30 protein-coding genes are annotated in these 26,291 nt (G+C 34.7%); 6 read left to right on the forward strand and 24 right to left on the reverse strand.

The window, feature by feature from the left end; translation table 11 throughout:
• Positions 1-11 precede the first annotated feature (11 nt).
• The 8 genes from ERK18_RS00410 to ERK18_RS00445 all read right to left on the reverse strand — a co-directional run bounded on the left by ERK18_RS00410 (position 12) and on the right by ERK18_RS00445 (position 5,481).
• On the reverse strand, positions 12-947 hold the full coding sequence (locus ERK18_RS00410; protein ID WP_187153845.1) for an AAA family ATPase: 936 nt from the start codon (positions 945-947) through the stop codon (positions 12-14).
• Positions 948-1,031: 84 nt separating this feature from the next.
• Complete coding sequence (locus tag ERK18_RS00415; RefSeq protein WP_187153846.1) at positions 1,032-1,712, reverse strand: 2,3-bisphosphoglycerate-dependent phosphoglycerate mutase; 681 nt, start codon at positions 1,710-1,712, stop codon at positions 1,032-1,034.
• Between the two features lies 1 nt (position 1,713).
• Complete coding sequence (locus tag ERK18_RS00420) at positions 1,714-1,890, reverse strand: hypothetical protein (RefSeq protein WP_162833770.1); 177 nt, start codon at positions 1,888-1,890, stop codon at positions 1,714-1,716.
• Between the two features lie 17 nt (positions 1,891-1,907).
• The gene (locus ERK18_RS00425; RefSeq protein ID WP_187153847.1) at positions 1,908-2,795 is read right to left on the reverse strand and encodes a cation diffusion facilitator family transporter; all 888 of its coding nucleotides are present in this window, start codon (positions 2,793-2,795) and stop codon (positions 1,908-1,910) included.
• A 54-nt stretch (positions 2,796-2,849) separates the two neighbouring features.
• Positions 2,850-3,530 (reverse strand): histidine phosphatase family protein, encoded by a 681-nt coding sequence (locus tag ERK18_RS00430; protein WP_187153848.1) that lies wholly within the window; start codon positions 3,528-3,530, stop codon positions 2,850-2,852.
• A gap of 33 nt (positions 3,531-3,563) precedes the next feature.
• Positions 3,564-4,325, reverse strand: a complete 762-nt coding sequence (locus tag ERK18_RS00435) for a sulfite exporter TauE/SafE family protein (protein ID WP_187153849.1) — start codon at positions 4,323-4,325, stop codon at positions 3,564-3,566.
• 255 nt (positions 4,326-4,580) lie between these two features.
• Positions 4,581-5,216 carry an SdpI family protein gene (locus tag ERK18_RS00440; protein WP_187153850.1) on the reverse strand — a complete coding sequence of 212 codons (636 nt, stop codon included), beginning with the start codon at positions 5,214-5,216 and terminating at the stop codon, positions 4,581-4,583.
• Positions 5,203-5,481, reverse strand: coding sequence for an autorepressor SdpR family transcription factor (locus ERK18_RS00445; protein WP_034980372.1), 279 nt, complete (start codon positions 5,479-5,481; stop codon positions 5,203-5,205). Before ERK18_RS00445 ends, ERK18_RS00440 begins: the two co-directional genes overlap by 14 nt.
• 262 nt (positions 5,482-5,743) lie before the next feature.
• Between ERK18_RS00445 and ERK18_RS00450 the strand changes: the two genes are divergently transcribed.
• From ERK18_RS00450 to ERK18_RS00460, 3 genes are all read left to right on the forward strand, one after another.
• Positions 5,744-6,400: an HAD family hydrolase gene (locus ERK18_RS00450; protein ID WP_187154250.1), complete on the forward strand. Its 657-nt coding sequence runs from the start codon at positions 5,744-5,746 to the stop codon at positions 6,398-6,400.
• Positions 6,401-6,436: 36 nt separating this feature from the next.
• A complete protein-coding gene (locus ERK18_RS00455; RefSeq protein ID WP_187153851.1) occupies positions 6,437-7,021 on the forward strand; it encodes a DJ-1 family glyoxalase III in 585 nt (194 codons plus the stop codon).
• Between the two features lie 441 nt (positions 7,022-7,462).
• Entirely contained in the window at positions 7,463-8,497 is a 1,035-nt protein-coding gene (locus ERK18_RS00460) for a linear amide C-N hydrolase (protein WP_187153852.1), read from the forward strand.
• Between the two features lie 105 nt (positions 8,498-8,602).
• Here the strand turns inward: ERK18_RS00460 and ERK18_RS00465 are convergent, their stop codons facing one another.
• The 4 genes from ERK18_RS00465 to ERK18_RS00480 form a co-directional block, all read right to left on the reverse strand.
• Complete coding sequence (locus ERK18_RS00465; protein ID WP_187153853.1) at positions 8,603-9,250, reverse strand: hypothetical protein; 648 nt, start codon at positions 9,248-9,250, stop codon at positions 8,603-8,605.
• 178 nt (positions 9,251-9,428) lie between these two features.
• The gene (locus ERK18_RS00470) at positions 9,429-12,032 is read right to left on the reverse strand and encodes a cation-translocating P-type ATPase (RefSeq protein WP_187153854.1); all 2,604 of its coding nucleotides are present in this window, start codon (positions 12,030-12,032) and stop codon (positions 9,429-9,431) included.
• Positions 12,033-12,546: 514 nt separating this feature from the next.
• On the reverse strand, positions 12,547-13,896 hold the full coding sequence (locus ERK18_RS00475) for a hypothetical protein (protein ID WP_187153855.1): 1,350 nt from the start codon (positions 13,894-13,896) through the stop codon (positions 12,547-12,549).
• Between the two features lie 27 nt (positions 13,897-13,923).
• Positions 13,924-14,184 carry a SemiSWEET family transporter gene (locus ERK18_RS00480; RefSeq protein WP_034980382.1) on the reverse strand — a complete coding sequence of 87 codons (261 nt, stop codon included), beginning with the start codon at positions 14,182-14,184 and terminating at the stop codon, positions 13,924-13,926.
• A gap of 589 nt (positions 14,185-14,773) precedes the next feature.
• On the opposite strand from ERK18_RS00480, the gene ERK18_RS00485 reads away from it, so the two are divergent.
• The 3 genes from ERK18_RS00485 to ERK18_RS00495 all read left to right on the forward strand — a co-directional run bounded on the left by ERK18_RS00485 (position 14,774) and on the right by ERK18_RS00495 (position 17,881).
• Positions 14,774-15,847 (forward strand): S66 family peptidase, encoded by a 1,074-nt coding sequence (locus tag ERK18_RS00485; protein ID WP_187153856.1) that lies wholly within the window; start codon positions 14,774-14,776, stop codon positions 15,845-15,847.
• Between the two features lie 88 nt (positions 15,848-15,935).
• Positions 15,936-16,619 (forward strand): ABC transporter ATP-binding protein, encoded by a 684-nt coding sequence (locus tag ERK18_RS00490; RefSeq protein WP_187153857.1) that lies wholly within the window; start codon positions 15,936-15,938, stop codon positions 16,617-16,619.
• Complete coding sequence (locus ERK18_RS00495) at positions 16,616-17,881, forward strand: ABC transporter permease (RefSeq protein WP_187153858.1); 1,266 nt, start codon at positions 16,616-16,618, stop codon at positions 17,879-17,881. Before ERK18_RS00490 ends, ERK18_RS00495 begins: the two co-directional genes overlap by 4 nt.
• A 78-nt stretch (positions 17,882-17,959) precedes the next feature.
• On the opposite strand, the gene ERK18_RS00500 is transcribed toward ERK18_RS00495, so the two are convergent.
• From ERK18_RS00500 to ERK18_RS00555, 12 genes are all read right to left on the reverse strand, one after another.
• Positions 17,960-18,316 carry a DUF6176 family protein gene (locus ERK18_RS00500; protein WP_187153859.1) on the reverse strand — a complete coding sequence of 119 codons (357 nt, stop codon included), beginning with the start codon at positions 18,314-18,316 and terminating at the stop codon, positions 17,960-17,962.
• A 419-nt stretch (positions 18,317-18,735) separates the two neighbouring features.
• Entirely contained in the window at positions 18,736-18,900 is a 165-nt protein-coding gene (locus ERK18_RS00505) for a hypothetical protein (protein ID WP_187153860.1), read from the reverse strand.
• A gap of 18 nt (positions 18,901-18,918) precedes the next feature.
• Positions 18,919-19,569, reverse strand: a complete 651-nt coding sequence (locus tag ERK18_RS00510; RefSeq protein ID WP_187153861.1) for an ABC-2 transporter permease — start codon at positions 19,567-19,569, stop codon at positions 18,919-18,921.
• Positions 19,566-20,201 carry an ABC transporter ATP-binding protein gene (locus tag ERK18_RS00515; protein WP_261982399.1) on the reverse strand — a complete coding sequence of 212 codons (636 nt, stop codon included), beginning with the start codon at positions 20,199-20,201 and terminating at the stop codon, positions 19,566-19,568. The genes ERK18_RS00510 and ERK18_RS00515 overlap by 4 nt, the downstream gene beginning before the upstream one ends.
• 202 nt (positions 20,202-20,403) lie before the next feature.
• Positions 20,404-20,799: a 30S ribosomal protein S9 gene (gene rpsI / locus ERK18_RS00520; protein WP_034980394.1), complete on the reverse strand. Its 396-nt coding sequence runs from the start codon at positions 20,797-20,799 to the stop codon at positions 20,404-20,406.
• A gap of 11 nt (positions 20,800-20,810) precedes the next feature.
• On the reverse strand, positions 20,811-21,254 hold the full coding sequence (gene rplM / locus ERK18_RS00525; protein WP_045928442.1) for a 50S ribosomal protein L13: 444 nt from the start codon (positions 21,252-21,254) through the stop codon (positions 20,811-20,813).
• Positions 21,255-21,360: 106 nt separating this feature from the next.
• Entirely contained in the window at positions 21,361-22,146 is a 786-nt protein-coding gene (truA, locus tag ERK18_RS00530; RefSeq protein WP_187153862.1) for a tRNA pseudouridine(38-40) synthase TruA, read from the reverse strand.
• The gene (locus tag ERK18_RS00535; protein ID WP_045928444.1) at positions 22,146-22,943 is read right to left on the reverse strand and encodes an energy-coupling factor transporter transmembrane component T family protein; all 798 of its coding nucleotides are present in this window, start codon (positions 22,941-22,943) and stop codon (positions 22,146-22,148) included. The genes truA and ERK18_RS00535 overlap by 1 nt, the downstream gene beginning before the upstream one ends.
• 4 nt (positions 22,944-22,947) lie before the next feature.
• On the reverse strand, positions 22,948-23,793 hold the full coding sequence (locus tag ERK18_RS00540) for an energy-coupling factor transporter ATPase (RefSeq protein ID WP_187153863.1): 846 nt from the start codon (positions 23,791-23,793) through the stop codon (positions 22,948-22,950).
• Complete coding sequence (locus ERK18_RS00545; protein ID WP_187153864.1) at positions 23,769-24,620, reverse strand: energy-coupling factor ABC transporter ATP-binding protein; 852 nt, start codon at positions 24,618-24,620, stop codon at positions 23,769-23,771. The genes ERK18_RS00540 and ERK18_RS00545 overlap by 25 nt, the downstream gene beginning before the upstream one ends.
• A gap of 306 nt (positions 24,621-24,926) precedes the next feature.
• Complete coding sequence (gene rplQ / locus ERK18_RS00550) at positions 24,927-25,310, reverse strand: 50S ribosomal protein L17 (RefSeq protein WP_034980401.1); 384 nt, start codon at positions 25,308-25,310, stop codon at positions 24,927-24,929.
• A 25-nt stretch (positions 25,311-25,335) separates the two neighbouring features.
• Positions 25,336-26,274, reverse strand: a complete 939-nt coding sequence (locus ERK18_RS00555; protein WP_034980402.1) for a DNA-directed RNA polymerase subunit alpha — start codon at positions 26,272-26,274, stop codon at positions 25,336-25,338.
• Positions 26,275-26,291 lie beyond the last annotated feature (17 nt).

The raw sequence follows: 26,291 nt of genomic DNA on the forward strand, positions 1-26,291 counted from the left end.
TCTTAAGTTTATTACCAAATATGTAGCAGTCTATCGGGATGCAACTTGCATAAATTAAATTGGTGCACATGCTGCGGACGGCTTTGCGGAAATGATTCCAAGAAATCCGCTGGATTGGCCAGACCAGTAGAATACGACCACACACTTTTAACTTTTTTAATCGGATCAAGCATTTCATTTCTAACCGGATATGCCGAAATTAAAAAGTGTTTATGATGAAATTTAAATACAAAAAACGGTAACCGAAATTGATTAACAACTTCATCTTTAGTTTTCCCTATCGTAACCACGTTGCGATAGGTGCCATACTTTTCGGTAAACAAATCGTTAAACGAAAAATAGAAATTCGAAATATGTACATGGGGAAAATTATCTTCAGTCACTTGATCAGGAACTGCAATCACATGAGCAAAATGATCTAAATTGCTTTCTTTTTGCGAAAGTGCTCTGCCCAATTGATTGGGATTAATAACGTGAGCCCATTCCGGCACATCCAGATTATCTTGATAAGATAAAAACATTTCCCTAATCACATCTGGCTTTACCCAATCATATTGTCTGCGAACTTCGTTGCGATTTAACAAACTACGTAAGCTCTTATGATACATTAAATCGACAACAAATAGCTCATAACGATAACGTTCGACCCAGGGTTGATAATGCTCAATATTCTCCGCAAAGATATGCGTACTATCTACAATAACCGTTTCGCCACGTTTCATTTTTTCTTCTACGAGGTAATCCACCACTTTTTCCGTTTGCTCATTTGCATAACGCGGAATTACTTGATGTAAGCAATCGGTATCTTCTTCATAATAATAGGTTAAATTCGCCAGCAACAATCTAATTTGATCACGACTAATTGCATATGGCTGTAAGTGATGACGAGAAATAAATGAAGATTTACCGGAGCCGGGTGCGCCTCGTAATAAAAATATTTTACGCATGCCTCTACTCCAAACTAAAAATGTAAATTTTAAATGATATCGTAATAAATTTTAACATACATTTGTAGAAAACCTTACTATGAACTAAAAGCAACGTAAAATCTTTTTGTCGACAATATTCATTTGCTGATCAAATGTATAAGCTATTGGCTGTGCATTTGGAACTTCAAGATTAATAATTTCTTGATCATCAATACTTTCTAATTCTTTAATTAATGCTCGTAAACTAGAACCATGAGCAATGATTAATTGATCTTCCCCTTTTTTTAATCTGCTAGCTACATTGTCATAGTAATAAGGCATAACTCGCTGTTGTGTTTGGTAAAGACTTTCAGTTCGCGGCAAAAAGTGCGGATCAAAATTAGCATAACGTCTGGATGTTACTTTTTTACCTTCAGGTGGAATCGCATAGAATCCACGCCGCCACTCCAGCACTTGTTCTTTACCAAAAATTTTACGCGATTCGTCTTTATTAATGCCCCGTAAATTACCATAGTGCCTTTCATTCAAACGCCAAGTTTTAGTAATGGGCAAATATAAAAAATTACAAATATCTGCAACTATATTAGCAGTAATGATTGCCCGCATTAATACCGATGTGTGAATATGAGTAGGGTGAAAATCGATAATACTCTTAATCAAATTGCCAGCCATTTTAGCCTGCTTTCGCCCCTTCTCAGTTAGAGCAACATCATTCCAACCCGTGTAAACATTGGCTTTATTAGCAGTACTTTCACCGTGTCTTACAAGCACTAATTTGACCATTTTATCTCACCCAATGCATAATTATTAAAGCTAAGCCGCTAATTGTAAAAATGATTCCCAATATCATAAAAGGAGTTACTCCGTGATTATGGTTGCGGTAACGTCTGTTGTACGCATAAGCAATATCATATAAGCCTACTATTAAAACAATAACGGCAGTAAAAATACTAACTTTCAACTTTAATTTTCTCCTGATTACTCTTGATTACGATCATTTACAATCATTTTATCATTTTTTCCTCGTTCACATTCTGCTTGAAAATTAATATGGTTAATTCCTAATTTTTGTAATTTTGCACTAATTTGTTGCGTTAAAAATTCAAATTTACCAGCTGTTAAATCAGCATCAACATTGACGTGTGCATCAAGCATGACATAACGATCACTATAACGCCACACATGTACATGATGAATATTTTTTATTTCAGGAAAAGATAAAACTATCTTATTAACTTCATCCAGATCAATGTCAGGATTAGATTCCATTAGCACATTTGCTGCCTTTTCTGTTATTTCACAAGCTTCATGAAAAACGAAGACCGACACTAATAAAGTCATCACCGGATCAATCCAGCTAATGTGCCAATAATAAATAAAAATCGCACCAATTACAACTGCTACGCTGGAAAGAGCATCACTTAGCATATGCATAAAAGTGGATCGCACATTTAGATTTTGCTGTCCACCTTGATGCATTACCAACATTGAAACTACATTTGAAATCAAACCAATAATTGCAACAATCAGCATTATGCCGCCACTGATTTTTGTTGGTTTCCAAAATCTTTCAATAGCTTCCACAAATAAAACAATACTAATTAAAATTAGAATAATACCGTTGGTAAAGGCAGCCAAAGTTTCAGCCCTGTCATAGCCAAAAGTTTTTCGCTTATTACTGCGTCTATTGCTGATGATATGTGCCACAAACGAAATAATTATTGCCCCGACATCGCTCAGATTGTGTACCGCATCAGATAATAAAGACAAAGAACCAGATACGAAACCACCAATAAATTCTGCAACTGTAATAACAACATTAAGTGCAGTTACATAGGCAAATTTTTTTGTAGTATGATCTTTCATATTTTTTCCTTTCAAGCACTAAAGGTAAAAAAAGCCCTACTTTTAAGCAGGACTTTACATATCTTCAGCATTTACATTATAATCTACAATTTCAAAGTTACCGTTATCACGAAGAATTCCCCGAGTGACACTACCGTTATTAGGAAAAATAATATCATGGAGACCATCACTCTGGTTCCAATACTTAATGGCTAAGGTTTTGATAAAATCGCCATGAGAAACTATTAAAACTCTTTTTTCATTTTTAGTCAGCTCATGGAGAACGTCAATCGCCCTTACCATCCGTTCATCCAGCTCTTTTTTATTCTCTGCCAAATGACGCGGATCAGCCTTTTTTGTAGCCTCACGAAATTCATAAATTCCAACCTGATTGATAATTTTGGTTACATCTGTTTGCGGACCAACTCCAGCTGCCAGTGCAACTTCCCTCCAGGTTTCCTCTATATCATCACCTTCGAAAGAACCAAAAAATACTTCCCGAAACTCAGGCAATTTTTTAATCTTGCCAATTTCTGAAACCTGGTTAGCGTCCTTCATTAAGTGAACTGTATCAATCGCACGCTTCAAATCGGAAGAATACATGTTGTCAAAACGAACTTGACTCAGGGCATTTGCAGTTACTTTTAGGTCATTAATACCCTTGACTGTCAGAGGAGAATCACACCATCCCTGAACTTTGTTTAACTGGTTAAACATTGTTTCGCCATGACGGACAATATAAATTTCTGTTGCCAATTTGCATTCTCCTTTCATTTAACGTGCTTTAAACTATAACATATATGCCTTATAAAAGAAATACCCAGCTTGAATAAATGCTAGTGCTGCAATAAAGATACGAACATATTTGGCTGGAACCTTGCGCAAAATATCCATTCCTAAATAACCACCGATGAACATGCCGACAGCAAGAGGAATTGCCTGCATCCAGTATATTCGCGAAGTAAAAATAAAAACAATTAGAGCAACCAGATTCGCTAGTCCACAGATGACATTTTTAATTGCATTGACAAGTATAAACTTTTCATCAGTAATATAAGTTAATAAAACTAGCACAATTACACCACCGGCGGCTCCAAAATAGCCGGTGTAAACACCCATCCCTAATAATGCAGCAATATAAAAAATTTCCTGCCAAAGTGGTCTTTTATGCGGTTCTAAACTATGATGCTTACCTGAAACAATTACCATAACACCCGAGCCAGCAATAAAAATTGGTACCACTTTTTCAAAAACACTAGATGGAAAAGCTAACAATAAACGACAGCCAATTAAAGAACCTACAATAGTAAATATCGAGTAAAATGCCACTTGGTGCCAATGTCCCTTAAGTTCCTTTGTTGAAGAAATAGTCGAACCAATACTAGTCCAAATCAAGGCGGCATCATTTGTGACATTGGCATAAACTGGTGGAATACCAACTGCCAGCAATACCGGATATGATGCAAGAGAAGCCATTGAAGCCACTGACGACAACAAACCGCTGGCTACACCCCCTATTAGTATAAAGATCAGTGAAAAAATAGATGCCATTCAAATTAACTCCCTTTTAAAAGTTAATTTCTATTATAATGCTCTTGCAAAATAATTTAAGCAGATATTTTAATTCTGACCAATTGTCTATTTAATAATGAAGTTTGATTTAACAAATTAGTCTCTAAATAATAATTACTGAAACATTATAGTTTTTGCACACAAAAAAGGAATTAACTTTAGTCGATAACAAAGCCAATTCTTCTCTAAAATAAATATTTTGTTTTAAATTCATCTCTCAGTTTCTTAAGTTACTTAATATCCTTTCTTACTCAACAGATATGAGTAACAAGTTGGAAGTAAAATAACTATAATAGTGACGGATATAACGGTCCAATACATTTCCCAATAAGAAGTTAGAAGCAGAACCATGCCGCTGATAAAAAAGATCCATCCGGCAAATCTGTGTGTTTTACGCCAATTTTCCGTATTATTCAAAGTCCATGGTAATTTAATGCCAACGACATGATTGGGACTAACTTTAGGCAGATAATTACCAAAAATAATAAAGAACAGTCCCAAAAAAGCACTAAGCATAAAGGAGCCTTTTACTTTATGACCCAGTGCATAGGCATAAAGTGACAGATTTACGATATTAGTAATAACAGGAACAAGCCAAAGGGTAATATTAACTATCTTAAAATCAAGATTTTTGGTTTCTTTTTGATTGTGTAATATAAAAAAAACCATTACTTGAAGCATAATTCCCAAAAAAGGCAGACCAATAATAACCCATAATTTATTGCTAAAAGCATTTGGCATATCAGTCATCCCAAAGTGTGTGGCCATTTTTTGCGGCAAACGATTATATAAAAATGCTCCGGTCAAAATTGGAAATAAGATTAGCAGAAGCGAGATTAATTCTGTTTGACGAATACTATTCTTTTTCATCATGATCTCCTTTCAGATCAACAAGCCAACCCATAATTTCTTCTATAATAGAAGTATTTAGCGAATAATAAATAAAGTTTTTTTCGTGTTCCTCTTCAATTAAATCAGCCTTTTTCAGCATATTAAGATGGTATGAAATAGTAGCTTTAGTCATATTAAAATGATTAGCAATATCTCCTGCCGACATTGGTCCATTTTTTAAAAGCTGCAATATTTTGCGACGCACTGGATCTGACAAGGCCTTAAAACTAGACTCAAAACTCACATTAGTTTCTTTTCCTTTCTATTTAGATAAATATCTAATTAGATATTTGTCTAAATAGTATCACAATTTTCGTAAAACACAATAATTTTTAACATATTAATTACAATTTCTTGAACTATAGTAAAAATAATAAAACAACGTAGGTGGCTTTGTGAGAACTCAGAAAATTATGAGTAAAAACTTGTTCATGAATATTTGTCTTTAATTTGGGTTAGCTAATCGTTATAATGCAGAGGGTTGGTTAATGAAAGGAAAAGTACACTTGGCAAAATATGAAACTTTAATTTTTATTCTTGAAGGAAGCTTATTAAACGAAAAAGTTGCAGAACAAAATGCACTTAGGCAAACTTTGAAATTAACTGGCAGAGAATATGGTCCAGCTGAGCGCATACAATATAATTCATTACAAGAAAAGATTAAATTACTAGGATTTGATGAGCGCATTAAATTAACTTTGCAGGAATTCTTTAAAAATGACTGGATTTCTGCGAAAGGCACTTTTTATAACCAGTTGCAAAAACAAGATCAGTTAAATAAAGATGTAGTGCCCTTTTTAGATGAGGTGAAAAACAAAGTTAACTTGGTTTTGCTGACAAAAGAGAAAAAAGATGTGGCTTCATACCGCATGCAAAATACAGAACTAATAAATTATTTTTCCGCAGTTTATTTTAAAGATGATTTTGCATGTAAGTTTCCAAATAAGAAGGTTTTGACAACAATCTTGCAGCAGCAAAATCTGACGCCAGCTACTTGTCTTGTAATTGGGACAAACTTAGTCGATGAAATTCAGGGTGCCGAAAATGCTAACCTGGATTCTCTTTGGCTAGCGCCCAAGAAAGTAAAAATGCCAATTAGTCCACGTCCAACTTTACATTTAAATAAATTAAGTGATTTATTATTTTACCTAGAATTAAGCTAGTTTATAATAAAGTATAAGAATTGTGAGGTAAAACAAATGAAAAAAGTAGCTGTGATTTTTGCCGATGGTTGTGAAGAAGTTGAAGGCTTAAGCGTTATTGATGTATTACGACGCTTAGGTATTCAAGCTGATATGGTTGGGCTTACTAGTACAACGGTAAATGGTGCACACAATATCAAACTTACCTGTGATAAAACTGTTGACGATAGTCTATTGGATTATGACGTAGTAGCTCTTCCAGGTGGAACAACCGGAGCAGAAAATTTACGTGATAATAAAAAACTGGCAGATCTAATGATAAAACGGCATAACGCTAACCAATGGGATGCCGCAATGTGTGCTGCCCCCATTGCTCTTGCCCGTTATGGCGTTATAGCTGGCGTTGACTACACATGTTATCCGGGTTTTGAAAAACAAACAGAAAAAGATGCTCCAAGCGGTCACTTCAAGGAAGATATTACTGTAACTGATGACGAACATAAAGTCATTACTAGTCGCGGTCCGGCAACTGCTTGGGCATTTGCATATGCAATTGCGGAAGCGCTGGGAATTGACACTAAGAACCTAAAGGCGGGCATGTTATACAATTACCTAGCCGACAATATTCAAGATAGTTTGTAAATTTTTCTCTGATACGAAAAGGTGAAGTTTTAAACTTCACTTTTTTTATTACGATAGATTATTAACTTATTCATAACTTTAGATAACATCAAAAGTAAAATAATTCCTGAACCACCTATCAAAAGACCATTATCAAAAATGATTTGTGGTAGTTTGTCCCGCAAAATTTGAGTTAAAAAATTGACTATAACAATTAATAAGTAAATTTAACATTTGTATTAGTCATTTTATTCTTTAGAATATTTATTAAGTGACAGTAATTAACATTAAGATAACAATTTTTTTGTAGCAGGAAATTGGTATTAATTTATTTTTACTGCTAAACACCTATGAACTAGTACTTCTTATTTACAAAAAATATTTTTTTAAGAGGTATTTTAAAAATATGATAAAATTAAATTACCCTTAAAAGGGGGAAACAAATAATGGGAGGTATTAAGCATGTGTACAACTATTGCAATTAAATCTGATAGTGGTGACGTATTTTGGGGACGGACAATGGACTTTACATTTGATCCCTTTAAACCTAGTGCAGATAGCAAAATGACTACTTTTCCTGCAAACTATGAATTAAAGGGTTTGCACCAAAGCTGGACGACCAAATATCCCTTTATGGGTATCAACGTCAATAATTCACTTTTCTTTAATGATGGTATAAATAGTGCAGGTATAGTTGGTGATGCACAATTCTTAGAAGAGGCTTCTTGGGATACAGTAGAAAGTCTTAAAAAGCGCGGATTAAAACCTATAATTGGCGAAGAAGTTGTCGCATATGTTTTAAGTAATTTTGGCAGTATCGCTGAAATAAAAGAAGCTTTTAAGCATCTTGGTCAAGAGAAAACGAATTATCCTGATTGGGAAAATGCAGACACTGGCATCCCTACTCCAATTCCAATGCATTACACTTTCTGTGATCCAAGTGGCAAAAGCGTTATTTTGGAGCCGGTTAAGAATGGAGCCTTCAAAATATATGATGGTATTGGCGTTATGACCAACAGTCCAGAATATCCTTGGCACCTCGCCAATTTACGGAATTACTTGCATTTAACTAATCACAATTTGGGTCATCACCAAATAAGCGATCAGCTAGACATTAAACAAATTGAAAGTGGTTCTGGATTATTAGGATTACCTGGTGACTATACTGCTCCATCACGTTTTGTTCGTGGAACATTTATTTCTAAATTTTTAGCACCATTTCATTCAGATCAGGGAATTCCTCAACTGTATAATGTATTCAAATCCGTCATGATTCCACGGGGACTAGAGCATCTTCACGAAGGTGAGGACAAATGTGATTATTCAGGTTACTGGGCAGGATATGATGTTTCAAGCAGAAGTTTATATATTCAACCAGAGGATTGCCCAACAATGACAAAATTCGTTCTAGACCCTGACACAACTACTAAAATTACCCAGCCTATTCAACATGACTTTAAAGTGTTAGAAACTAAAAGAAAAAAAGCTTTAGCTTAAAATTTATTACCAGTTAATTTGAGTTTTTAGTTTTTTAATTGTTCTATTTGAAACAAAATGCGCGTAAAAGTTTGATACTTTTACACGCATTTTTATAAATAATTACTATTTACCAACTAATAGTGACGGATATTGTGTATACGATAAATCACCTTTATCAGCAAACCAGTCTTTTATTTCCTTTATTGATTTATTGGCAATTTTTTTGTTTTGACCGTGTAGCTTTTTAGCCTCATTTTTAGTTTGAATTAGTGATGGCTTTTTGCTTTCAAACTGTGAATCCATGACTTTTAACTCGGCTTTGATCAGTGGCTGTAAAGCTTTTCTCTTAGCATATATGTTATAAAGATCACCGTTAAAGAAAGTAACCCAGCCTTGATTTTTGCCACTTTGATCAACTATGTGAGCGACCAATTCAACCCTACCGGTACCAAATTCAGTAATCTTAAATTTTATATTTTTATCTGCCATTTTCTTAACCCAACTTTTGTCAAACGGTTTAGAAGTATCATTGATGACATCATTAACTTCGTGATAAACAATAGCATTCCTAGATAATTTAAATACGTAACCTTCTTTAGAAAACCGTTTAGCAGGCGTAACGGTCATACCTGGGTCGGTTGTAGGACTAACTGCTGCTGGCTTAGCAGTATCAGTACTTTCTGCTTTGGTCACGGTTAAAGTGGTCAATGGCGTAAAAGAAAAAAGGATGGCTGCAGAACATAAAACTGTTCTAAAATACTTGTGTTTCATTTTTTAACCTCAAAAATAAACTATAATAATAATTTGTAACAAAATTGTAACTTTATTACATTTATATGTCAATAATAATTAATTATTTAACTATAAAAGAAAAAAATTTTATCAGTAATGACAAAAAATAAGCCTTGAAAGTTAGCCAGCTTTCAAGGCTTATTTTGAAATCAATTCTTTAGCAACTATTTTTTTCTACTTCCATTTTAATGTTGTTAGTCAAACGTTTATTAACTTCCAGAACAAAAACAGGAATTAAACTACCAATCAAAACGACCAGCCAGCCCTGAACAGGTAACAAGGCAAAGTGCAAAAATTGTCGCAAACGAGGTAAGAGTGTCAGTGATAAAACTAGTATCATGCTTAGTAATAGTCCCCAATTAAGCATTTTATTGGTTTTAAATGTTTGCACAGTGATTGGTTGAGAATCTTTAATAGCGTAGATATCAATCATAGATCCTAGTGCTAATACTAGAAAGACCAGTGTCATCCCAACTTGTGAATTGTTAGTTGAAAGAATAAACCTGCCATAGGCATAAACGCTCAATGTTAAAATCGTAAAAGTAACCGCACGGATAATCATCCTTTGCATTAATCCACGGCCAAGAATGCTTTCATCATTACCTATTGGATTTTGGTCCATTATGCTTGGTTCACCAGGTTCTTTACTGATAAAGAATCCAGGTATTCCATCGGCAAGTACATTAATAATTAACAATTGTTCTGCTAAAAGTGGTGCACCCCAACCTATAATTGTACTAATAACCATTAAGAAAATTTGCGCGAAATTGACACCAATTAAGAATTCAACAGCCTTAATAATATTTTGATAAACAGTTCTGCCTTCTGCCACAGCTTTAATAATTGTGGCAAAATTATCATCCGTCAAAATCATGTCAGCAGCTTCTTTTGCCACTTCTGTACCTGTCATGCCCATCGCAATTCCAACATCCGCTGCTTTAAGAGCCGGTGCATCGTTCACGCCATCGCCTGTCATTGCAACTGTTTTATCAAGATCTTGCCAAGCTTGAACTATTCTGATTTTGTCACTGGGAGAAACACGAGCAAAAACTCTTATATCTTGAATACAGTCTTTCAATTCAGAATCTGTCATTTTTTGTAATTCTGACCCTGTAATTGCTTTTTGATCAGAATCTAAAATACCTATTTCTTCAGCTATTGCTTTGGCGGTTACAAGATGATCTCCAGTAATCATTACAGTCTTGATGCCGGCTTGTTTTGCTTTAGTAACAGCTCTGGATACTTCAGGTCGAGGCGGATCAATTAATCCGATCATACCAGCAATTTTTAAATTGGAATTATTTTTAGCCCAATCAGTTGGATCCGCATTAGAAGCTATTACCTTATACCCAACTGCTAATACTCTTAACGCATTTTTAGCAAAATCATCATGAGCTTTTTGACCAGATTTAACTGGTTCTTTTTTATCTAAGTGCAGCCTGTCCCAGGCACCTTTAACGATTACTACTTGACGTCCATCAGTTAATCGATGAACCGTCGTCATCATTTTTTTATTAGAATCAAACGGATCTTCTGCTATACGAGGTGCTTCATTTTCCAGCTCTTGGCGTGAGCTGCCCTGTTGGTGTAACCAGTTTACAATCGCAACTTCGGTAGCATCGCCAACAACTTCTTCCGAGCCATCTTTTTCCATAATTTTGGCATTGTTAGCTAACCCAAGCATTTTCAATAAATTTTGCCCTGCTTTAGGTAAATCAGCCGCTTTCTTAATACCCGTTTCAGGTGTCCAATATTTAGTAATGGTCATTTTATTTTGAGTTAAAGTGCCAGTTTTGTCAGTAGCAATAACATCCACGTTACCGATAGTCTCCACAGCACCAATGTGTCTAATAATAGCATTGCGCTCAGCCATTTTTTTGACACCACGAGATAAACTGATTGTCACAATAATTGGCAAGGTTTCGGGAACAGCCGCAACTGCTAAGGAAAGTCCAATCATTAAGCTGTCTGCTAAAGTCTTATTCTGCATACCCATGCTTAAAACAAAAATTATCAGACCACCTAGACCAGCAAAAGCTGTCATCCATTTTGATAAATGATCCAGTTTGCCCTGCAAAGGAGTTGCTCTTTTTTGAGTTTTATTCAAAAGGTTGGCAATTTTGCCAAGCTCTGTTGCCATTCCGATTGCTGAAACTTGAACCAAGGCTCTACCACCAACAACAGCTGTGCCAGAATAAACGCGTTCATCGTCAGATAAATGGCCTTTGAGACGATAACATGTTTTCGAAACGGGCAAACTTTCACCAGTTAAAATTGCTTCATCAACAGTTAAGTTAGTTTCTTTTAATACTACAGCATCCGCTGGTACCTGATCACCGGTGTTTAAATAGATTAAATCACCTGGCACTAATTCGGATGCAGCTACTGTAATATCATGATTATTTCTTCTACCATTAGCCGTTGGCAAACTCATTGCCTTCAAAGCCGCCAGTGATTTTTCGGCTGAAGCTTCCTGATACAAGCCAATTACAACATTAATTATTAAAATCAGGCTAATTACAATTGTCTTGGTCCAGCCACCGTTTTGAAAAACAGCCAAATACGTCGCTAATACTACCGCCAATAAAAGGACTAAGGACGAAATATCTTTTAGATGATGCCATATTTTTATATATAGTGGAATAGCTTGTTTTTCAAGCAATTCATTAGGGCCAAATTCACTGCGCTTTTTTTCTATCTCAGCATCAGTTAAACCGGACTCGGGGGTTAATTTGAATAGTAGTTCTGATTTTTGGGACATGCTATCTCCTCCATTATTCGATTAAATTTACAATTAAGCTGTTTGAATAGAAAAGCCATATAATCGTAATTAAGCCGATTTTATAAAAGCTAAGCTTGATTAATGCAATAAAGATAATTTTTAAATTTTTAAAAAAGCAGAAAGCCTCTGGTAATTATCCGAAGTTTTCTGCTTACATGATTATTAAAAAGTAATTGTTAATTAACAACGTTTTTTTAAAAATTATCTTTAGTTTAAAAAATCCTATTTCTAAACTAAACATCCTCTTTCCCATAAAAGCTTATAATTAGTATACAGGAACTGGCAATTTTTGGCTATTTTTATGCTTTTAGTGTTTGCACTATATGTTTTAAATAGCTTTTCTTCTTTTGCTAAATGCTATTTAAAATTTAGATTTCACCAAGTATCTTTTAAATATGTTTGGCACACATTTAAATTATGCAAAAAGACAAGAAATCTAATTTAAAATAGCAAGATTTCTTGAATTTTTTGGCTCATAAATTTTAAACCTGTTTTACTCTACTTCTGCTCTTACATCAGCTAAGGCTTCCAAACTATCTGATACCTCACGCCAATTATTCTGGTAAGGTCCATACGCAGTATGAATCAAACTACCAACTGGTAGTGAGGGACACTCATTTTCTGCATTAGTTCCCCAATTTTGCCAGCCAGATTGTGGTCTCTGAACAATTTGAAAAGCATTTGAGGCATGTTCAGTTTGCCAAACCATGGCCTGACCGGTTTGAGTATTAATTTCAGCACTCTTAGTTGCGGGCCCAGCAAAGACAGTCTGATCCTTAACTGCACTCACATTGACAGGATCAGCACTAAATAACCACGGACGATCATTCAACTCAGCCAACACAAAAGCTTTCTGACGCACATCATGCAAATTAGTCTCTATTTCAACTTGAGATAATGCATTTTCCCAAACAGAGAATAAGCGCCAATACAGGTCCCAATGTGCATTAGCCATATTGCTGGTAAGTTGCTTTCTAAAATCTTCAAACCGATCACTCCGTTTTTGACCATCATGAACTAACTCTTGTACTTTATTTGCCAGTTGACCAGAATATGGATCTCCTTCGCGATACCATACACCGTCATAAGTGGCAAAGCGATCAAATACTAATTGTCCAATCCCGCTTTCAAATTCATCACCGACAGTGATTTTGTCCACAATAGAGCGCTGATTAACTGTGGTTTGAAAATGATCTACATGGTAAACGCGCGAAAAGAAAGGAACATCGTAATAAAAAGACCAGTCCAAAGCAAAACGCTTTCCGTGTAATTCCGGTTTTAAACCGTCTGGTATTCTGCCTGATAAACGGTACTCTTTCATAACAGGACCATTTTCAATTGGTTTGATATCTACAATTAAATGTTCAGCCGGATTAATTAAACCATTATCAGGAGTAAAGAAGGGACCATAAAAGCCACCCATAGCATTATTTCCTGATGGCAGCAAATCCCGTTTTTCATCCACAGCCATAAAATGTCGTAAACCCCATTTAGATGAACCTTCACCTTGAGCAGTACCACGACAAAGTTCGAAATCAAATTTACCAGTATTCAAATGTACATAAGCATCATTTTCTTTAGCTGTAGGTATCTCTTTAATACCTTTAACTTTGTCCTCCTCAATTTCGTGATCAAAAGATAATTCTTCTTCAGGACCAGAGAAATTGACAATAGCGACAAAATTATGATCTGAATCGTTATGTAACCTCTGCGCTACACAAGTCTTTCCAGAATTATTCTTAACAACCCAATAATCCCCTGTTATATCATCGGAAACCGAAAACTTAACTGGAACAGGAATTTTAATTTTCTCTTGGGGATTAGTAATCTTTACTTTTACCATTTTCTTACCTCTCAAACTTTAACAAAACTATAGTGCAGTGAAAAATGTGATTAATCCAAACACAACTCCTGCTGCGTTGCAAGCAGCTAAAGGAATATCTCGATCTTTTTTAAACAAGGCATAAATCACCCATAAAAATGTATTAATTGCCGTTGCTAATGGCTGAATGGGACTACCCTTAACGCCATGTAAATTGTTAATAATTTGTGGTATATAAGACACATACATTATGATAGCCGTTATAGAAGCAATCCATCCAAGAACTGTCATAGCTTTTTCTAATTTCATAATTTCATCTCCTATTAATCATCTTAGCATCATGTAATCGCTCTCTCCAGTATACCTGTACATAGAGTAGACATATTTTTATATTTAATTATTAAAAAAAGCACAATCCGCCCGTTTTGTAGATCTTCGTGTAACTTATATCATTTCCTATATGAAATATATAGATATAAAAATAGCCCTGAAAACTATTTGGCGTTTAGGACTCAGTTTGCTTAAGACAGACAACGGATATAAATTTTATTTAATAGCCGTATTTCCTTCTGTTGAATCAGCCAGAAGGAAATTTTTCTTGAAATTATTTTGATAAAGTTCATCAGGCTTTGAACCCTTGTACTTAATGCTTTACCATTTGTTGTTAGCTAGTAACTCTAATTGCGTGCATTTATAATTATACTTTTAATCTGGTTTTACCTGAAACAGTAATTTGATAAACTATCTGGTTCTTCCTTGAAAGAACTTAGCATAACATAAAATGATAAAAATCTATTCTTCTTTAATCTCTTGACTTCTTTAAAAGGTTTTTAAGAATAGAATTTTATTGTATAATTTTTTAAAAAATAAACCCGTTAAAAAGGAGTATATGTGAACTATGTTAGCAAAACCCAAGCAATTACATGTAGGTGATAAAGTAGCAATCGTTAGTTTATCAGCTGGTACTCTAGGTGAGAGTTTTGCTTCCCATGAACTAAAACAAGGAATTAAGCACATGAAACAACTTGGCATAAATCCTGTATTTATGCCACATGCCCTTTCAGGTAGTACTTATGTTAAAAGTCATCCAGCCGAACGTGCCGCCGATTTAAAAGCAGCATTTCTAGATCCAGAAATTAAAGGTATTTTTGCTGCTATTGGCGGAGATGACACTTACAGAACTTTGCCCTATTTAATGGCAGATCAGGAATTTAAAAAAACTGTCTGTGATCATCCCAAGTTATTTAGTGGCTTCTCTGATACTACGAATAATCATCTAATGTTTTACAAAATGGGCTTGCAAACATTCTATGGACCGAGCTTTTTAACTGATTTTGCAGAACTGGCTAATGAACTTTTACCTTATACAAAAAAGACTTTAATACATTACTTTAAAAATCCATCGGTTACTCTCATTCCTGCAAGTGAAAACTGGTATGAAGAAAGAACTGATTTCTCAATTAAACAAATTGGTAAAGAAAGAATAAGCCACAAAGACACCGGTTATGAAGTTTTACGTGGCCATGGAAAAGTTCGAGGTAGACTATGGGGTGGCTGCATCGATAGCCTTTATGATGACTTAACAACAAATCGATATCCAGATGAACCATCAGTTATTAACCAGTATCAGCTTATACTCACACCGGAAGAAGCCAAAGATAAAATACTTTTCATAGAAACATGTGAAGAAAAACCAGCTCCTCAACTTTATCGTCAAGAATTAGCTAAATTAGAAGAAGTTGGTATTTTAGGAAATGTTCGCGCAATTTTAGTAGGCAAACCTCAAGATAAAAAGTATTTTGCAGAATATAAACAAATCTTGTTGGAAGAAACTGCTAAGTTCAATACACCAATTTTATATAATGTAAATATTGGCCACGCTTATCCAAAGACCGCTCTACCTTATGGCGCACTCACACAAATTAACTTTGAAAAACCAGAGATAAAAATTATGGAATCCTGGTTTGCCTAGTCTGAAAAATTTTTAAAAAATATTTGCCTTTTTTTAATCATGGTGTATTATATATGTATTACAGTAATACAAGAAAGAAGGAGAATCTATGAGTTTACTTGAAACCCGTGAGGTAACCCGCACCTATGGCAAGGGAGCAACCAAATTTGAAGCCTTACGAGGAATTAATTTACAGATTGACAAAGGTGATTCTGTTGCTATCATTGGCAAAAGTGGTTCAGGCAAGTCTACCTTAATGCACATCTTGGCACTCCTCGACCAACCTACTACTGGTAGCGTATGGCTAAATAATGAGCCCACAAGTAAAATTAAAAACAAAACATTAAATAAATTGCGCAATCAGACCTTTGGCTTTGTTTTTCAACAATTTTTCTTAAATGCTCAAGATAGCGTGTTAGAAAATGTAATGCTTCCTTTAAAAATAGGTGGAATTACAGGAAAAGAACGCAGATCAAAGGCATTGGCAGCCATCAAAGCAGTTGGCTTAGAAAGTAAAGTTAAAAATAAAGCAAGTGACTTGTCAGGGGGTCAAAAGCAGCGCGTTTGTATTGCACGGGCCTTAGTGAACAACCCAGAAATTATTTTTGCAGATGAGCCGACAGGAAACTTGGATTCAGCTACTAGCGAAAATATTGAAAATATTTTATTTAAACTACATCAAGAAAAAAATATTACCTTAATAATTGTTACTCACGATCCTGATTTAGCGAAAAAGTGTGCGCGTCAAGTTCAGATTAAAGATGGTCAAATAGTGGGAGGAATACAGCAATGAGATTCCATGATATTCTAAATTCTGCGGCTACAAACTTATGGCACAATAAAGGGAGAACATTCCTAACCATTATAGCTGTTTTCATTGGCTCCTTAACTATTGCCTTTACTATGGGTATTAATAATGGTGTTAATGATTATTTGAAAAAGCAGGTCGGTAATGTAGGTAAAACTGAGCAAATGTCTATTTTGCCTGGGAGTTCCAGTCAAGATACGAATGAACCTCAAAAATATAATACCAAGAAGAGCAGTCAAAACGCTGATGGTATGATGGACAAAAACGACGTTAAAAAAATCAAATCAGTTAAAGGCTTAAAAGATTTTAAAGCGTTAAAGGACTGTGATGTTGACTATGTCCAAGGGCCTAATAAAACTAAATATCTTATAATTGCGCAAATAACCGAAGGGATCAACTACGACTTAAAAGTTGGTCACCAAGTTGCTACTAGCGGAAAAAAATCTCAGATCCTAATCACTAAACCAATGGTTAAATCCTACGGCTTCAAAAATGCTCAAGATGCTCTTGGTAAAAAAGTAACTTTAGTCACAAAATCACCCCTTACTAAGAAAAGAGCAAAAATATCTGCTACGGTTGTTGGAATAAGAAATGACAGTATAGTATCAAAAGGTTTTGCCATTTACAGTAATGGCTTAGGACAAAAAATAGTTTCAGCCAACCAAAAAGGACTTCCGCAAGCATTAAAAGATAAGTATACCAGTGTTATGGCTACCCCTATTAACAAGAGTGCTAGCAGTATTAAAAAAATTGAGGATAATCTAACTAAAAAAGGATATTCGTGTATGACTCTTAAGGAAGCAGTCAATGAACTTTTTCTAACATTCAACGCAGTCACTGGGGTTTTAATCGTTTTTGGAGCTATCGCATTGGTAGCTGCCAGCTTTGGAGTAATCAATACTCTGTACATGTCAGTGAGAGATCGTACAAAAGAAATTGGTCTTATGAAGGCATTAGGGCTCAGCAAGGGTAAAGTATTTTCCATTTTTAGCTGTGAAGCAATCTTAATTGGTTTGCTTGGCTCTTCATTGGGATTACTACTAGCAATGGGTTTAGGCAATGCCTTAAACAATTTTGCTGCTAAATCATTCTTAAAAGGTCTAGATGGCTTTACTTTAATTCAATTCAACTGGTCAAGCAGTTTACTAATTATTGGCATTATCTGTCTAATTACCTTTTTAGCAGGTACGTTACCAGCCAAACGAGCAGCAAAACTAGATCCAATCACTGCTTTAAGATATGAATAAAAATCAAATAATAAAAACGTCAGACTAGAATCTGACGTTTTTCATTCTTCTTTTATTCAAGTAGCCTAACATTTTCACTTAGTCAGCATCTATAATGCTATTAATTTTAGGTGCTACTAGTTTTTCCATCACTTTCATATTCACCGGCTTATAAGCAGTATCTATACACTCCTCCCAATACCCTAAGTGTTTTTGATCAATATAGCTTTCCGAATCTTCAACAGCACTGCCTCCTTCTCCTTGGATAGAATACCAATAAAAGTATGTGTAACCATCCGAACTTTCCTCTTTAAATACAGTCTCAATATACATTTTTTCTCCAGCCATTGTTGCCACAGTATCTTGATGATGTTTATTTAAAAAATCCATCCATTCCTGTGCTCTTAATTCTTTACCTTTTTTAATACGAAAACGTGTTAATTCAATTTTTGTCATAATCCTACCTTTGATAATTATTATAATAAATAATGCAATACACTAAGAATTAGTAAATAGCGCTTACTAAATCGTGAAGCGTTACGAACCTGCTTAAGATCTGGTTTAACTATATTTCAAAAGACTTTACTATCAGGTGTCTTCTCGCTTTTCTGAAACTAGTGCTTCAATAAGTTTCAACTAATTTCAAATGAATGATATGAGTTTCACTTCTAAAATATATGAATTGAGTTGATAAATACTAAAAGTTCACACTACTCAATAACTTACTTTGGTAAACTTTTGTAGAATACTCCCAGTTAATTATTTCAATAGAACATAAATTAGAAAGACACTTTTATATTCAGCTAGTGTCTTTCTAATATTCAAAAGTTAAGAACAAAAAGCATATTTTCAACAATCAATAGATTTACGCTTACTTATTTTGCTTTCTTTCCCTTACGTTCTATTAAATCTGCAATTAAGGCGGGAATAATTGCAATAAAAGCAGTCTCTTTTTCTCCCCAAACTAGTATCCCGACTGCGAGTACAATTGAAACTATTGCTAAAGCAACGGCTATTTGATGATATAATTTTTTAGTCATAATAGTTCAAACTCCTAACTACTTAAATGTGTTGGAATATACTTTTGTTGAAATTATCATTGAAACGATTGATATTACGGCAATTAAGATACAGCTTGTGATTACTAGCAGGAAAGAATTAGTATTACCAATCCAAGCGATGAACGATAGACCCCAAGTCGTTTTCTGCAAAATATAAACCCCTCCCATAATAAGGACTAAAACCAGTATATTTACAATTGTGATTCCAAACGTGCCTGAAGCGTAAACTGCTGGGAGTAAGAGTACTACATACATGATACCAATCAATAAGCCAACTATCGATATCAATATATGAATTTGCAGGCTAAATTGTTGGAAAATTAGAGCAGTGGCAATGCTTAAAATTAAAGTTATAAAGCTAATAGATACAATTAAAGAAATACAAAAAATATATCTAGCCAAAACTATATTTCTTTTGGGAATAGGAAAAACACCTACGAATCTGTTCCATCCACTTTCTTGGTCAGCAATCAATAGACCAGTTGGCATTGATGCTAAACTAATCGGTCCCATTATTGAGAGAAAAATCGTTCCAGACTCCCTACCAAAAATTGTCACCAAAAGTAGTACTAATATGATTAGCAATCTACTTTTTACACTTATCTTATTTAGTATAAGTTGAAAATCCTTATAGAGAAGTCCGCTCATCTATCTTTACTCCTTTTACTAAAAATAAAATAGTTAGCAACTTGTTCTAAATCGCTTAAGATATGTGAAGACAATAATACCGTCATTTGATTATCATTGACATATTCTTTTAACATAGATAAGATTTCTTTCCTTACAATGGGGTCAAGCCCACTGGTTGCTTCATCAGCAATTAAGAGTCTTGGGTGATGAGAAAGTGTGGCAGCAAAATTTAATTTAGCAAGCATCCCTCTTGAAAAATTACTAATAGGCTTATTGGTAGGCAAATCAAACTCATCAATCAAATTGTGATAGAGTTTTTTATCCCAACATGGATAAACCTTTTCTAGCATTTTTTCAATTTGTTGAACAGAAAATGAGTTTGGAAAATAATTTTGCTCCAAAATTACACCTAAGTTAAGTTTTATCTGGCATTCATCTTTAACATAATCCAAACCAAAAATTTTTACATTGCCTATTTCACTTTTTATTTGATTTAATAGTAAATTCAAAAAAGTTGACTTACCTGACCCATTTTCACCAATTAAACCAACAATACTACCTTCATTTATTTTTAAATTGTTAATTTGTAGCTGAAAATTTTTATATCGCTTACTTAAATTTAGCACATCTATTACTGGTTTTGTGTCCATTTTTATACCTCACTATGATTGCAACATCATATATACAACCATTAAACTACTTCAAATTAGGATTATCAAAGTCAGTAGTGCATATTGATTTTTAAAGTAATGGTGTGAATTTGGTTGGTGTAAATTTTGCAAAAAAATTATAAAAAAACACCTCATGGTATAAACCATGAAGTGCTTTAAAACGCTGATATAATCGTACTGATTAACGTTTACTAAATTGTGAAGCTTTACGAGCTTTCTTAAGACCAGGTTTCTTACGTTCAACCATTCTTGGATCACGAGTCAAGAATCCCGCTTTCTTTAAAGGACCACGAAAATCAGGGTCAACTTCTAGAAGAGCGCGTGCAATTCCTAAACGAATAGCTCCGGCTTGCCCAGAGAAACCACCACCATTTACGTTAACCTTAACGTCGTATTGATTTTCAGTTTCAGTCAAAGTCAATGGTTGTTTCAAATCCTTAACTAAGTTAGGAAATGGAATGTATTGATCAATATCTTTGTTATTAGCAGTAATCTTGCCGCTACCTGGTACTAAACGAACACGCGCAACAGAATTCTTGCGCCGACCGGTACCTGCATATGCAACTTGTTGTGCCATTATTTAACCTCCTAGATTAATTTGTTAATGTCTAATTCTTCAGGCTTTTGTGCTTCATGCTTGTGATCAGCACCAGCATAAACATGCATCTTCATAAACTCTTGATGACCGAGAGTATTTTTAGGAAGCATACCCTTAACTGACAATTCAACTAATCTAACTGGATTATTAGCCAGCAAGTCTCCAGCTGGAGTGGCTTTTATACCACCACGGTAATCAGAGTGATGGTAATAAATCTTGTCAGTAGCTTTCTTACCCGTTAACTTTAGTTTAGCGGCATTAATAATAATGACGTTATCACCAGTGTCAACGTTTGGTGTATATTGAGGCTTGTTCTTACCTCTTAAAATAGTTGCTACTGCAGTTGACAGACGACCTAAAGATACATCTGTTGCGTCAATAACATACCACTTACGTTCAATTTCATTAGGTTTCGCTAATTGTGTAGTACGCAATTTAATTTCCTCCGTTTATACGTTGTTTGAAAACAATAAGATTCCGGGGCCTATCGTGGACAAACATACTTAAATATAATAAGTCTTTTTAATTAAAAAGTCAATATTAATCCCTATCAAGCCTGTACTTTTCCGGTATATTTTCATAAAAAACATGATACAAAAATAGTCCACTTGCTGGAGCAGTTTCTCTCACCTGTTCTCGATCCTTAGCAGATATTACCCGGGGAATATCATTTACAGAACGTTTACCTCTGCCAATCTCTAATAACATAGCTACTAAAATACGAACCATGTTATAAAGAAATCCTGAACAAATAAAATCAAAGATAATTTCATTATTTCTTTGATCTTTTTGTATATTTACGTAATACATCGTACGCACTTTGTTTTTTATTTGGCCACCACTAGCAGCAAAACTAGTGAAATCATGAGTACCCAGCAAATCAGCAGCTGCTTTTTTCATTTTTTCTATATCAACTGGATAAGGATAGTGTCCTGTATAGAAACGTTTAAAAGGGTCAACAAACCTATCCAGACTAACACAGTACCGGTACCACTTACCTTTTGCACTATATCTAACATGAAATTTTTCATCGACTACTGCGCAATTTTTAAATATAATATCTAGTGGCATCATTGAATTCAATGCACAAATCATTCTTTCAGGTGGAATTTGTTTACCTGGATAATCAAAATGAATTACTTGACCTAGTGCATGAACACCAGCATCTGTACGACCTGAACCTTCGACAATCACGGTTTTGCCTTTTGTCATTTTATATAATGCTGTTTCAATTGTACCTTGCACAGTTCTTTGGTGTGGCTGATACTGAAATCCGTGAAATAGATGGCCGTCATAAGCGACTGTCATTTTATATCTTGTTGTCATCAATGTGTCCTAAATACTAATAGAAGTCCTAATAATAAAACAAAATAAAACAAATTTATAAAGTCTACATTAGACCATTTTAATACTCTAAATTTTGTTCTTCCCTTATCACCGCGATATCCGCGAGACTCCATCGCAGTTGATAAATCAATTGCTGTTTCCAAAGAATTAATAAACAGTGGCACTAAAAGTGGTGTGATTGCCTTTGCTCTAGTAACTAATCCGCCGTTATTAAAATCTGCACCACGTGAGCGCTGAGCATTCATTATTTTAAAAGTTTCATCAAATAGAGTGGGCACAAAGCGAAGTGCTATTGACATTACAAGTGCTATCTTATCTACTGGAATACGAATCAATTTAAGCGGTTTTAATAGCCATTCGATCGCATCAGCAATTTCAAGCGGCTTAGTTGTAACCGTCATTACTGTAGAGATTAAAATAATTACAGTGAAACGAATAAATATAAAAATTGCGTTAGTGATCCCGTAACTTGACAAGGCAAAGATCGTCCAACGCCAGTATACAGTTCCTCCTACAGTAAAAAATAATTGTAAAAAAGAGGTAAACAAAATCAACCAAATTAATGGCTTTACTCCATCCCAGAAGATTTTGGGCTTTAGCTTTGTAGCAGCAACTGCGGCTAAACTAAAAATAGTCACTATAATATATGAAATTGGATTATTAGCCAAAAAGACAAACAAAATAAAGAGAATAGTTGCGAGTAATTTCCCTCGAGGGTCCATTCTATAGACTATCGAATCACCAGCTACATAACGACCAATTAAGATTTTACTCACGCAATCACCCCTTCAAATTGTCTTCTATTTCTTTTACTAAACTATTTATATTTAATGGCATTTTTGTAAATTTATAATTAGTTAATTTAGCTGCAAACAAAGAAGCTTTAGGTTCTTCAAGGTGATGCTCTTGCAACCACTTACGATTTTTAAAAATTTCTGTAGGTGTGTCTTGCTTAATAAGTTTACCTTGTTCCATAACTAAAACATTGTCAGCATATTTAGCCACATCATCCATATTATGGGTAACTAAAATTACCGTATGCCCGTCTTTTTGGTAATCAGAAAAAAGTGCCATCATTTGTTTACGCGCTTCTGGATCAAGACCAGCTGCTGGCTCATCCAAACAAAGAATATCTGGTTCATATGCCATTACTCCAGCTATTGCCACTCTCCTCATTTGTCCACCAGAAAGTTCAAATGGTGACCTTTTGCCAATTTCTTCAGATAAGCCAACTTTTTTTAGCCAATATTTAGCACTTTCAAGAGCTTTTTCATTGTCATAACCAAAATTTTTAGGACCAAAGGCAATGTCATCTAAAACTGTATTTTCAAACAATTGCGTTTCAGGAAACTGAAAAACCAAACTTACATGTCTTCTTAAATCTTTTAAATTTTTATTTGTAGTTTCTGGTGTTATAGTTGTGCCAGCTATTTCTATTTTTCCTGTTGCAGGTTTAATAAGAGCATTAAAATGCTGCATAAGAGTCGATTTTCCACTCCCAGTATGTCCAATTATTGCATTAAAAGAACCATCTTTTAACTCAAATGAAACATTATCTAAACCCTTTTTTGCCATTGGAGTTTCGGGAGAATAAATGTAGCTTACATTTTTGAATTTAATTGACATAGATAATTAATCAACTCTTTTTCTAAATCTAAGTTATCAGGTAATTTTATTGCATCTTGCTGCAATTTTTCTTTAATTTGCTCAAAGAAGGGCACATCTAACCCTATACTTTTAAGAAGACTAACCTGACTAAAAACTGTTTTAGTACTTCCTTGTGTAATTAATTTACCATCATTCATTACTAAAACTTGATCAGCCAGATTAGCTTCATCAATATCATGAGTAATAGAAATTACAGTCAAGTCATACTTATCCTTCATATCTTGAACAATTGATAATATTTGATTTCTTCCTTCAGGATCAAGCATTGAAGTAGCTTCGTCTAACACAATTATTTTGGGTTTAATAGCTAATATACCAGCAATAGCCACTCTTTGCTTTTGACCACCGGATAAATTTGCAGGCTCAGAGTTGGCATATTCACTCATTCCGACGGCTTTAATTGCTTCCGGAACTATTTTAACCATTTCTGAATGAGGAATGCCACGATTTTCTAAACCAAATGCAACATCATCAGCCACCGTTGCTCCCACGAACTGATTATCAGGATTTTGAAAGACAATGCCTACTCTATTGCGAACTTCCCAAACTGTATCGTCCGTTAGTTTTATTCCATCTACTTCGATTAAAGGGCTTCCGCTTTCATCAGGTACCAGCAAGCCATTAATTAGGCGGATAATTGTTGATTTACCACTACCATTATGACCAATAATTGAAGTCCATGAACCCCGTCTCACATTGAAACTAATATTGTCTATAGCGGGAGTGTCTGACTCTGGATACGAAAAACTTACATTTTTTATTTTAATAATATTATCATTTGCCATACTCTCACCGTCCTAAAAGTCTGATTCAATTGTACCAAAAATATCAACAATTCTGAATACTGATTGGCACCTTTGCACATCAAAATTATCAGTTTCACTATTTAATATGCTTTAACCCGTTCTGAATTCAATTTTAAAAATATCTTCCTGTTTTGTGCTTAAACAAAATTAAAAGAGCAAAAAAAATCACCCATGAGGAGGGATAATATAATTATCTAAGCTAGACTAAACTTTCGTCATCATCTTAACGCTTATTCTCACTCTCACGGATAATTCTTAATAGCTATTAAGTTTGGATTATTTGAATTAAACTAATTCTAAAATAACCATTGGAGCTGCATCACCCTTACGAGCTGTAGCAAGCTTCATAATTCTGGTGTATCCACCATTTCTATCTTTGTAACGCGGTGCAATATCGCTAAAAAGCTTTTGCAAAGCTGATTTAACAACAACTGCATCTTTTTCTTCATGAATATCTGCAACCTCATCACGAACAAAGGCAGCTGCTCTTCTTCTTGCAGCCAAATCTCCACGTTTGCCTAAAGTAATCATCTTTTCGGCGGTTTTGCGAACTTCTTTAGCACGAGCTTCAGTAGTAGTAATGCGTTCCTTCATGATTAATTGAGTAGTCATTTCTCTCAGCATTGCTTTTCTATGTGCACTGTCGCGACCCAATTTACGGTATGCCATCAGTTTACCTCCTTTATTTTTTAAATTAATCTTCTTGACGCAATGATAGTCCCAAGTCAGCTAATTTATTTTTAACTTCTTCCAACGATTTACGTCCTAAGTTACGTACACGCATCATATCTGCTTCTGTTTTGTCAGTTAGTTCTTGCAGTGTATTAATACCGGCACGTTTAAGACAATTGTATGAACGAACAGAAAGATCAAGCTCTTCAATTGTCATTTCAAGCTTCTTTTCAGCTGTATCGTCCTCTTTTTCAACCATTACATCATTGAATTTAGTATTTGCATCAGCAGTTTCAAACACTTTAAAGTGTGCAACTAATATTTTTGCTGCGAAACTGAGGGCATCGTTAGGCTTGATTGAACCATCTGTCCAAATCTCTAAAGTGAGCTTGTCAAAATCGTCTCTTTTACCAACACGAGTTGATTCAACTTGGTAATTGACCTTCTTTATTGGAGAAAATAAAGAATCAACAGGAATAACCCCAATTGGCATATCCTCGCTCTTGTTGTCACTTGCTGCAACATAGCCGCGACCATTTTTAACAGCAATTTGCATATGCAAGTGGCCACCATCAGCAATTGTACAAATATATTGATCAGGATTCAGGATTTGAATATCTGCGTCAGCTTTAAGATCATCGGCGGTTACAGTAGCCGGACCCTCTACGTCAATTTCAATAATCTTTTGTTCATCTGAAAAAGACTTTAATTCAAGTTTCTTAAGGTTCAGGATTATCTTAGCGACATCTTCTCTTACGCCCGGAACGGTTGAGAATTCGTGTAAGACATCATCTATTTGAACGTAAACAAGTCCTGTACCTGGGATAGATGTCAGTAAAACTCTACGTAATGAGTTACCTAAAGTAGTACCAAAGCCTCGTTCAAGTGGTTCAATAACAAATTTACCATAAGACTTTTCTTGGTCCACAACGGTAATATTTGGTTTTTCAAATTCAATCATTACTAGGCCCCTTTCAA

The sequence above is a fragment of the Lactobacillus kimbladii genome, from assembly GCF_014323605.1.
In the GTDB taxonomy this organism is placed as follows: Bacteria; Bacillota; Bacilli; order Lactobacillales; family Lactobacillaceae; genus Lactobacillus; species Lactobacillus kimbladii_B.

What these genes read in the sequence shown, in the direction of transcription:
- ERK18_RS00410 (WP_187153845.1), bottom strand. Translation starts at nt 947, where the DNA reads ATGCGTAAAATATTTTTATTACGAGGCGCACCCGGCTCCGGTAAATCT.
- ERK18_RS00415 (WP_187153846.1), bottom strand. Translation starts at nt 1,712, where the DNA reads ATGGTCAAATTAGTGCTTGTAAGACACGGTGAAAGTACTGCTAATAAA.
- ERK18_RS00425 (WP_187153847.1), bottom strand. Translation starts at nt 2,795, where the DNA reads ATGAAAGATCATACTACAAAAAAATTTGCCTATGTAACTGCACTTAAT.
- ERK18_RS00435 (WP_187153849.1), bottom strand. Translation starts at nt 4,325, where the DNA reads ATGGCATCTATTTTTTCACTGATCTTTATACTAATAGGGGGTGTAGCC.
- ERK18_RS00440 (WP_187153850.1), bottom strand. Translation starts at nt 5,216, where the DNA reads ATGAAAAAGAATAGTATTCGTCAAACAGAATTAATCTCGCTTCTGCTA.
- ERK18_RS00455 (WP_187153851.1), top strand. Translation starts at nt 6,437, where the DNA reads ATGAAAAAAGTAGCTGTGATTTTTGCCGATGGTTGTGAAGAAGTTGAA.
- ERK18_RS00460 (WP_187153852.1), top strand. Translation starts at nt 7,463, where the DNA reads ATGTGTACAACTATTGCAATTAAATCTGATAGTGGTGACGTATTTTGG.
- ERK18_RS00465 (WP_187153853.1), bottom strand. Translation starts at nt 9,250, where the DNA reads ATGAAACACAAGTATTTTAGAACAGTTTTATGTTCTGCAGCCATCCTT.
- ERK18_RS00470 (WP_187153854.1), bottom strand. Translation starts at nt 12,032, where the DNA reads ATGTCCCAAAAATCAGAACTACTATTCAAATTAACCCCCGAGTCCGGT.
- ERK18_RS00475 (WP_187153855.1), bottom strand. Translation starts at nt 13,896, where the DNA reads ATGGTAAAAGTAAAGATTACTAATCCCCAAGAGAAAATTAAAATTCCT.
- ERK18_RS00480 (WP_034980382.1), bottom strand. Translation starts at nt 14,184, where the DNA reads ATGAAATTAGAAAAAGCTATGACAGTTCTTGGATGGATTGCTTCTATA.
- ERK18_RS00485 (WP_187153856.1), top strand. Translation starts at nt 14,774, where the DNA reads ATGTTAGCAAAACCCAAGCAATTACATGTAGGTGATAAAGTAGCAATC.
- ERK18_RS00490 (WP_187153857.1), top strand. Translation starts at nt 15,936, where the DNA reads ATGAGTTTACTTGAAACCCGTGAGGTAACCCGCACCTATGGCAAGGGA.
- ERK18_RS00495 (WP_187153858.1), top strand. Translation starts at nt 16,616, where the DNA reads ATGAGATTCCATGATATTCTAAATTCTGCGGCTACAAACTTATGGCAC.
- ERK18_RS00500 (WP_187153859.1), bottom strand. Translation starts at nt 18,316, where the DNA reads ATGACAAAAATTGAATTAACACGTTTTCGTATTAAAAAAGGTAAAGAA.
- ERK18_RS00505 (WP_187153860.1), bottom strand. Translation starts at nt 18,900, where the DNA reads ATGACTAAAAAATTATATCATCAAATAGCCGTTGCTTTAGCAATAGTT.
- ERK18_RS00510 (WP_187153861.1), bottom strand. Translation starts at nt 19,569, where the DNA reads ATGAGCGGACTTCTCTATAAGGATTTTCAACTTATACTAAATAAGATA.
- ERK18_RS00515 (WP_261982399.1), bottom strand. Translation starts at nt 20,201, where the DNA reads ATGGACACAAAACCAGTAATAGATGTGCTAAATTTAAGTAAGCGATAT.
- rpsI (WP_034980394.1), bottom strand. Translation starts at nt 20,799, where the DNA reads ATGGCACAACAAGTTGCATATGCAGGTACCGGTCGGCGCAAGAATTCT.
- truA (WP_187153862.1), bottom strand. Translation starts at nt 22,146, where the DNA reads ATGACAACAAGATATAAAATGACAGTCGCTTATGACGGCCATCTATTT.
- ERK18_RS00540 (WP_187153863.1), bottom strand. Translation starts at nt 23,793, where the DNA reads ATGTCAATTAAATTCAAAAATGTAAGCTACATTTATTCTCCCGAAACT.
- ERK18_RS00545 (WP_187153864.1), bottom strand. Translation starts at nt 24,620, where the DNA reads ATGGCAAATGATAATATTATTAAAATAAAAAATGTAAGTTTTTCGTAT.
- rplQ (WP_034980401.1), bottom strand. Translation starts at nt 25,310, where the DNA reads ATGGCATACCGTAAATTGGGTCGCGACAGTGCACATAGAAAAGCAATG.
- ERK18_RS00555 (WP_034980402.1), bottom strand. Translation starts at nt 26,274, where the DNA reads ATGATTGAATTTGAAAAACCAAATATTACCGTTGTGGACCAAGAAAAG.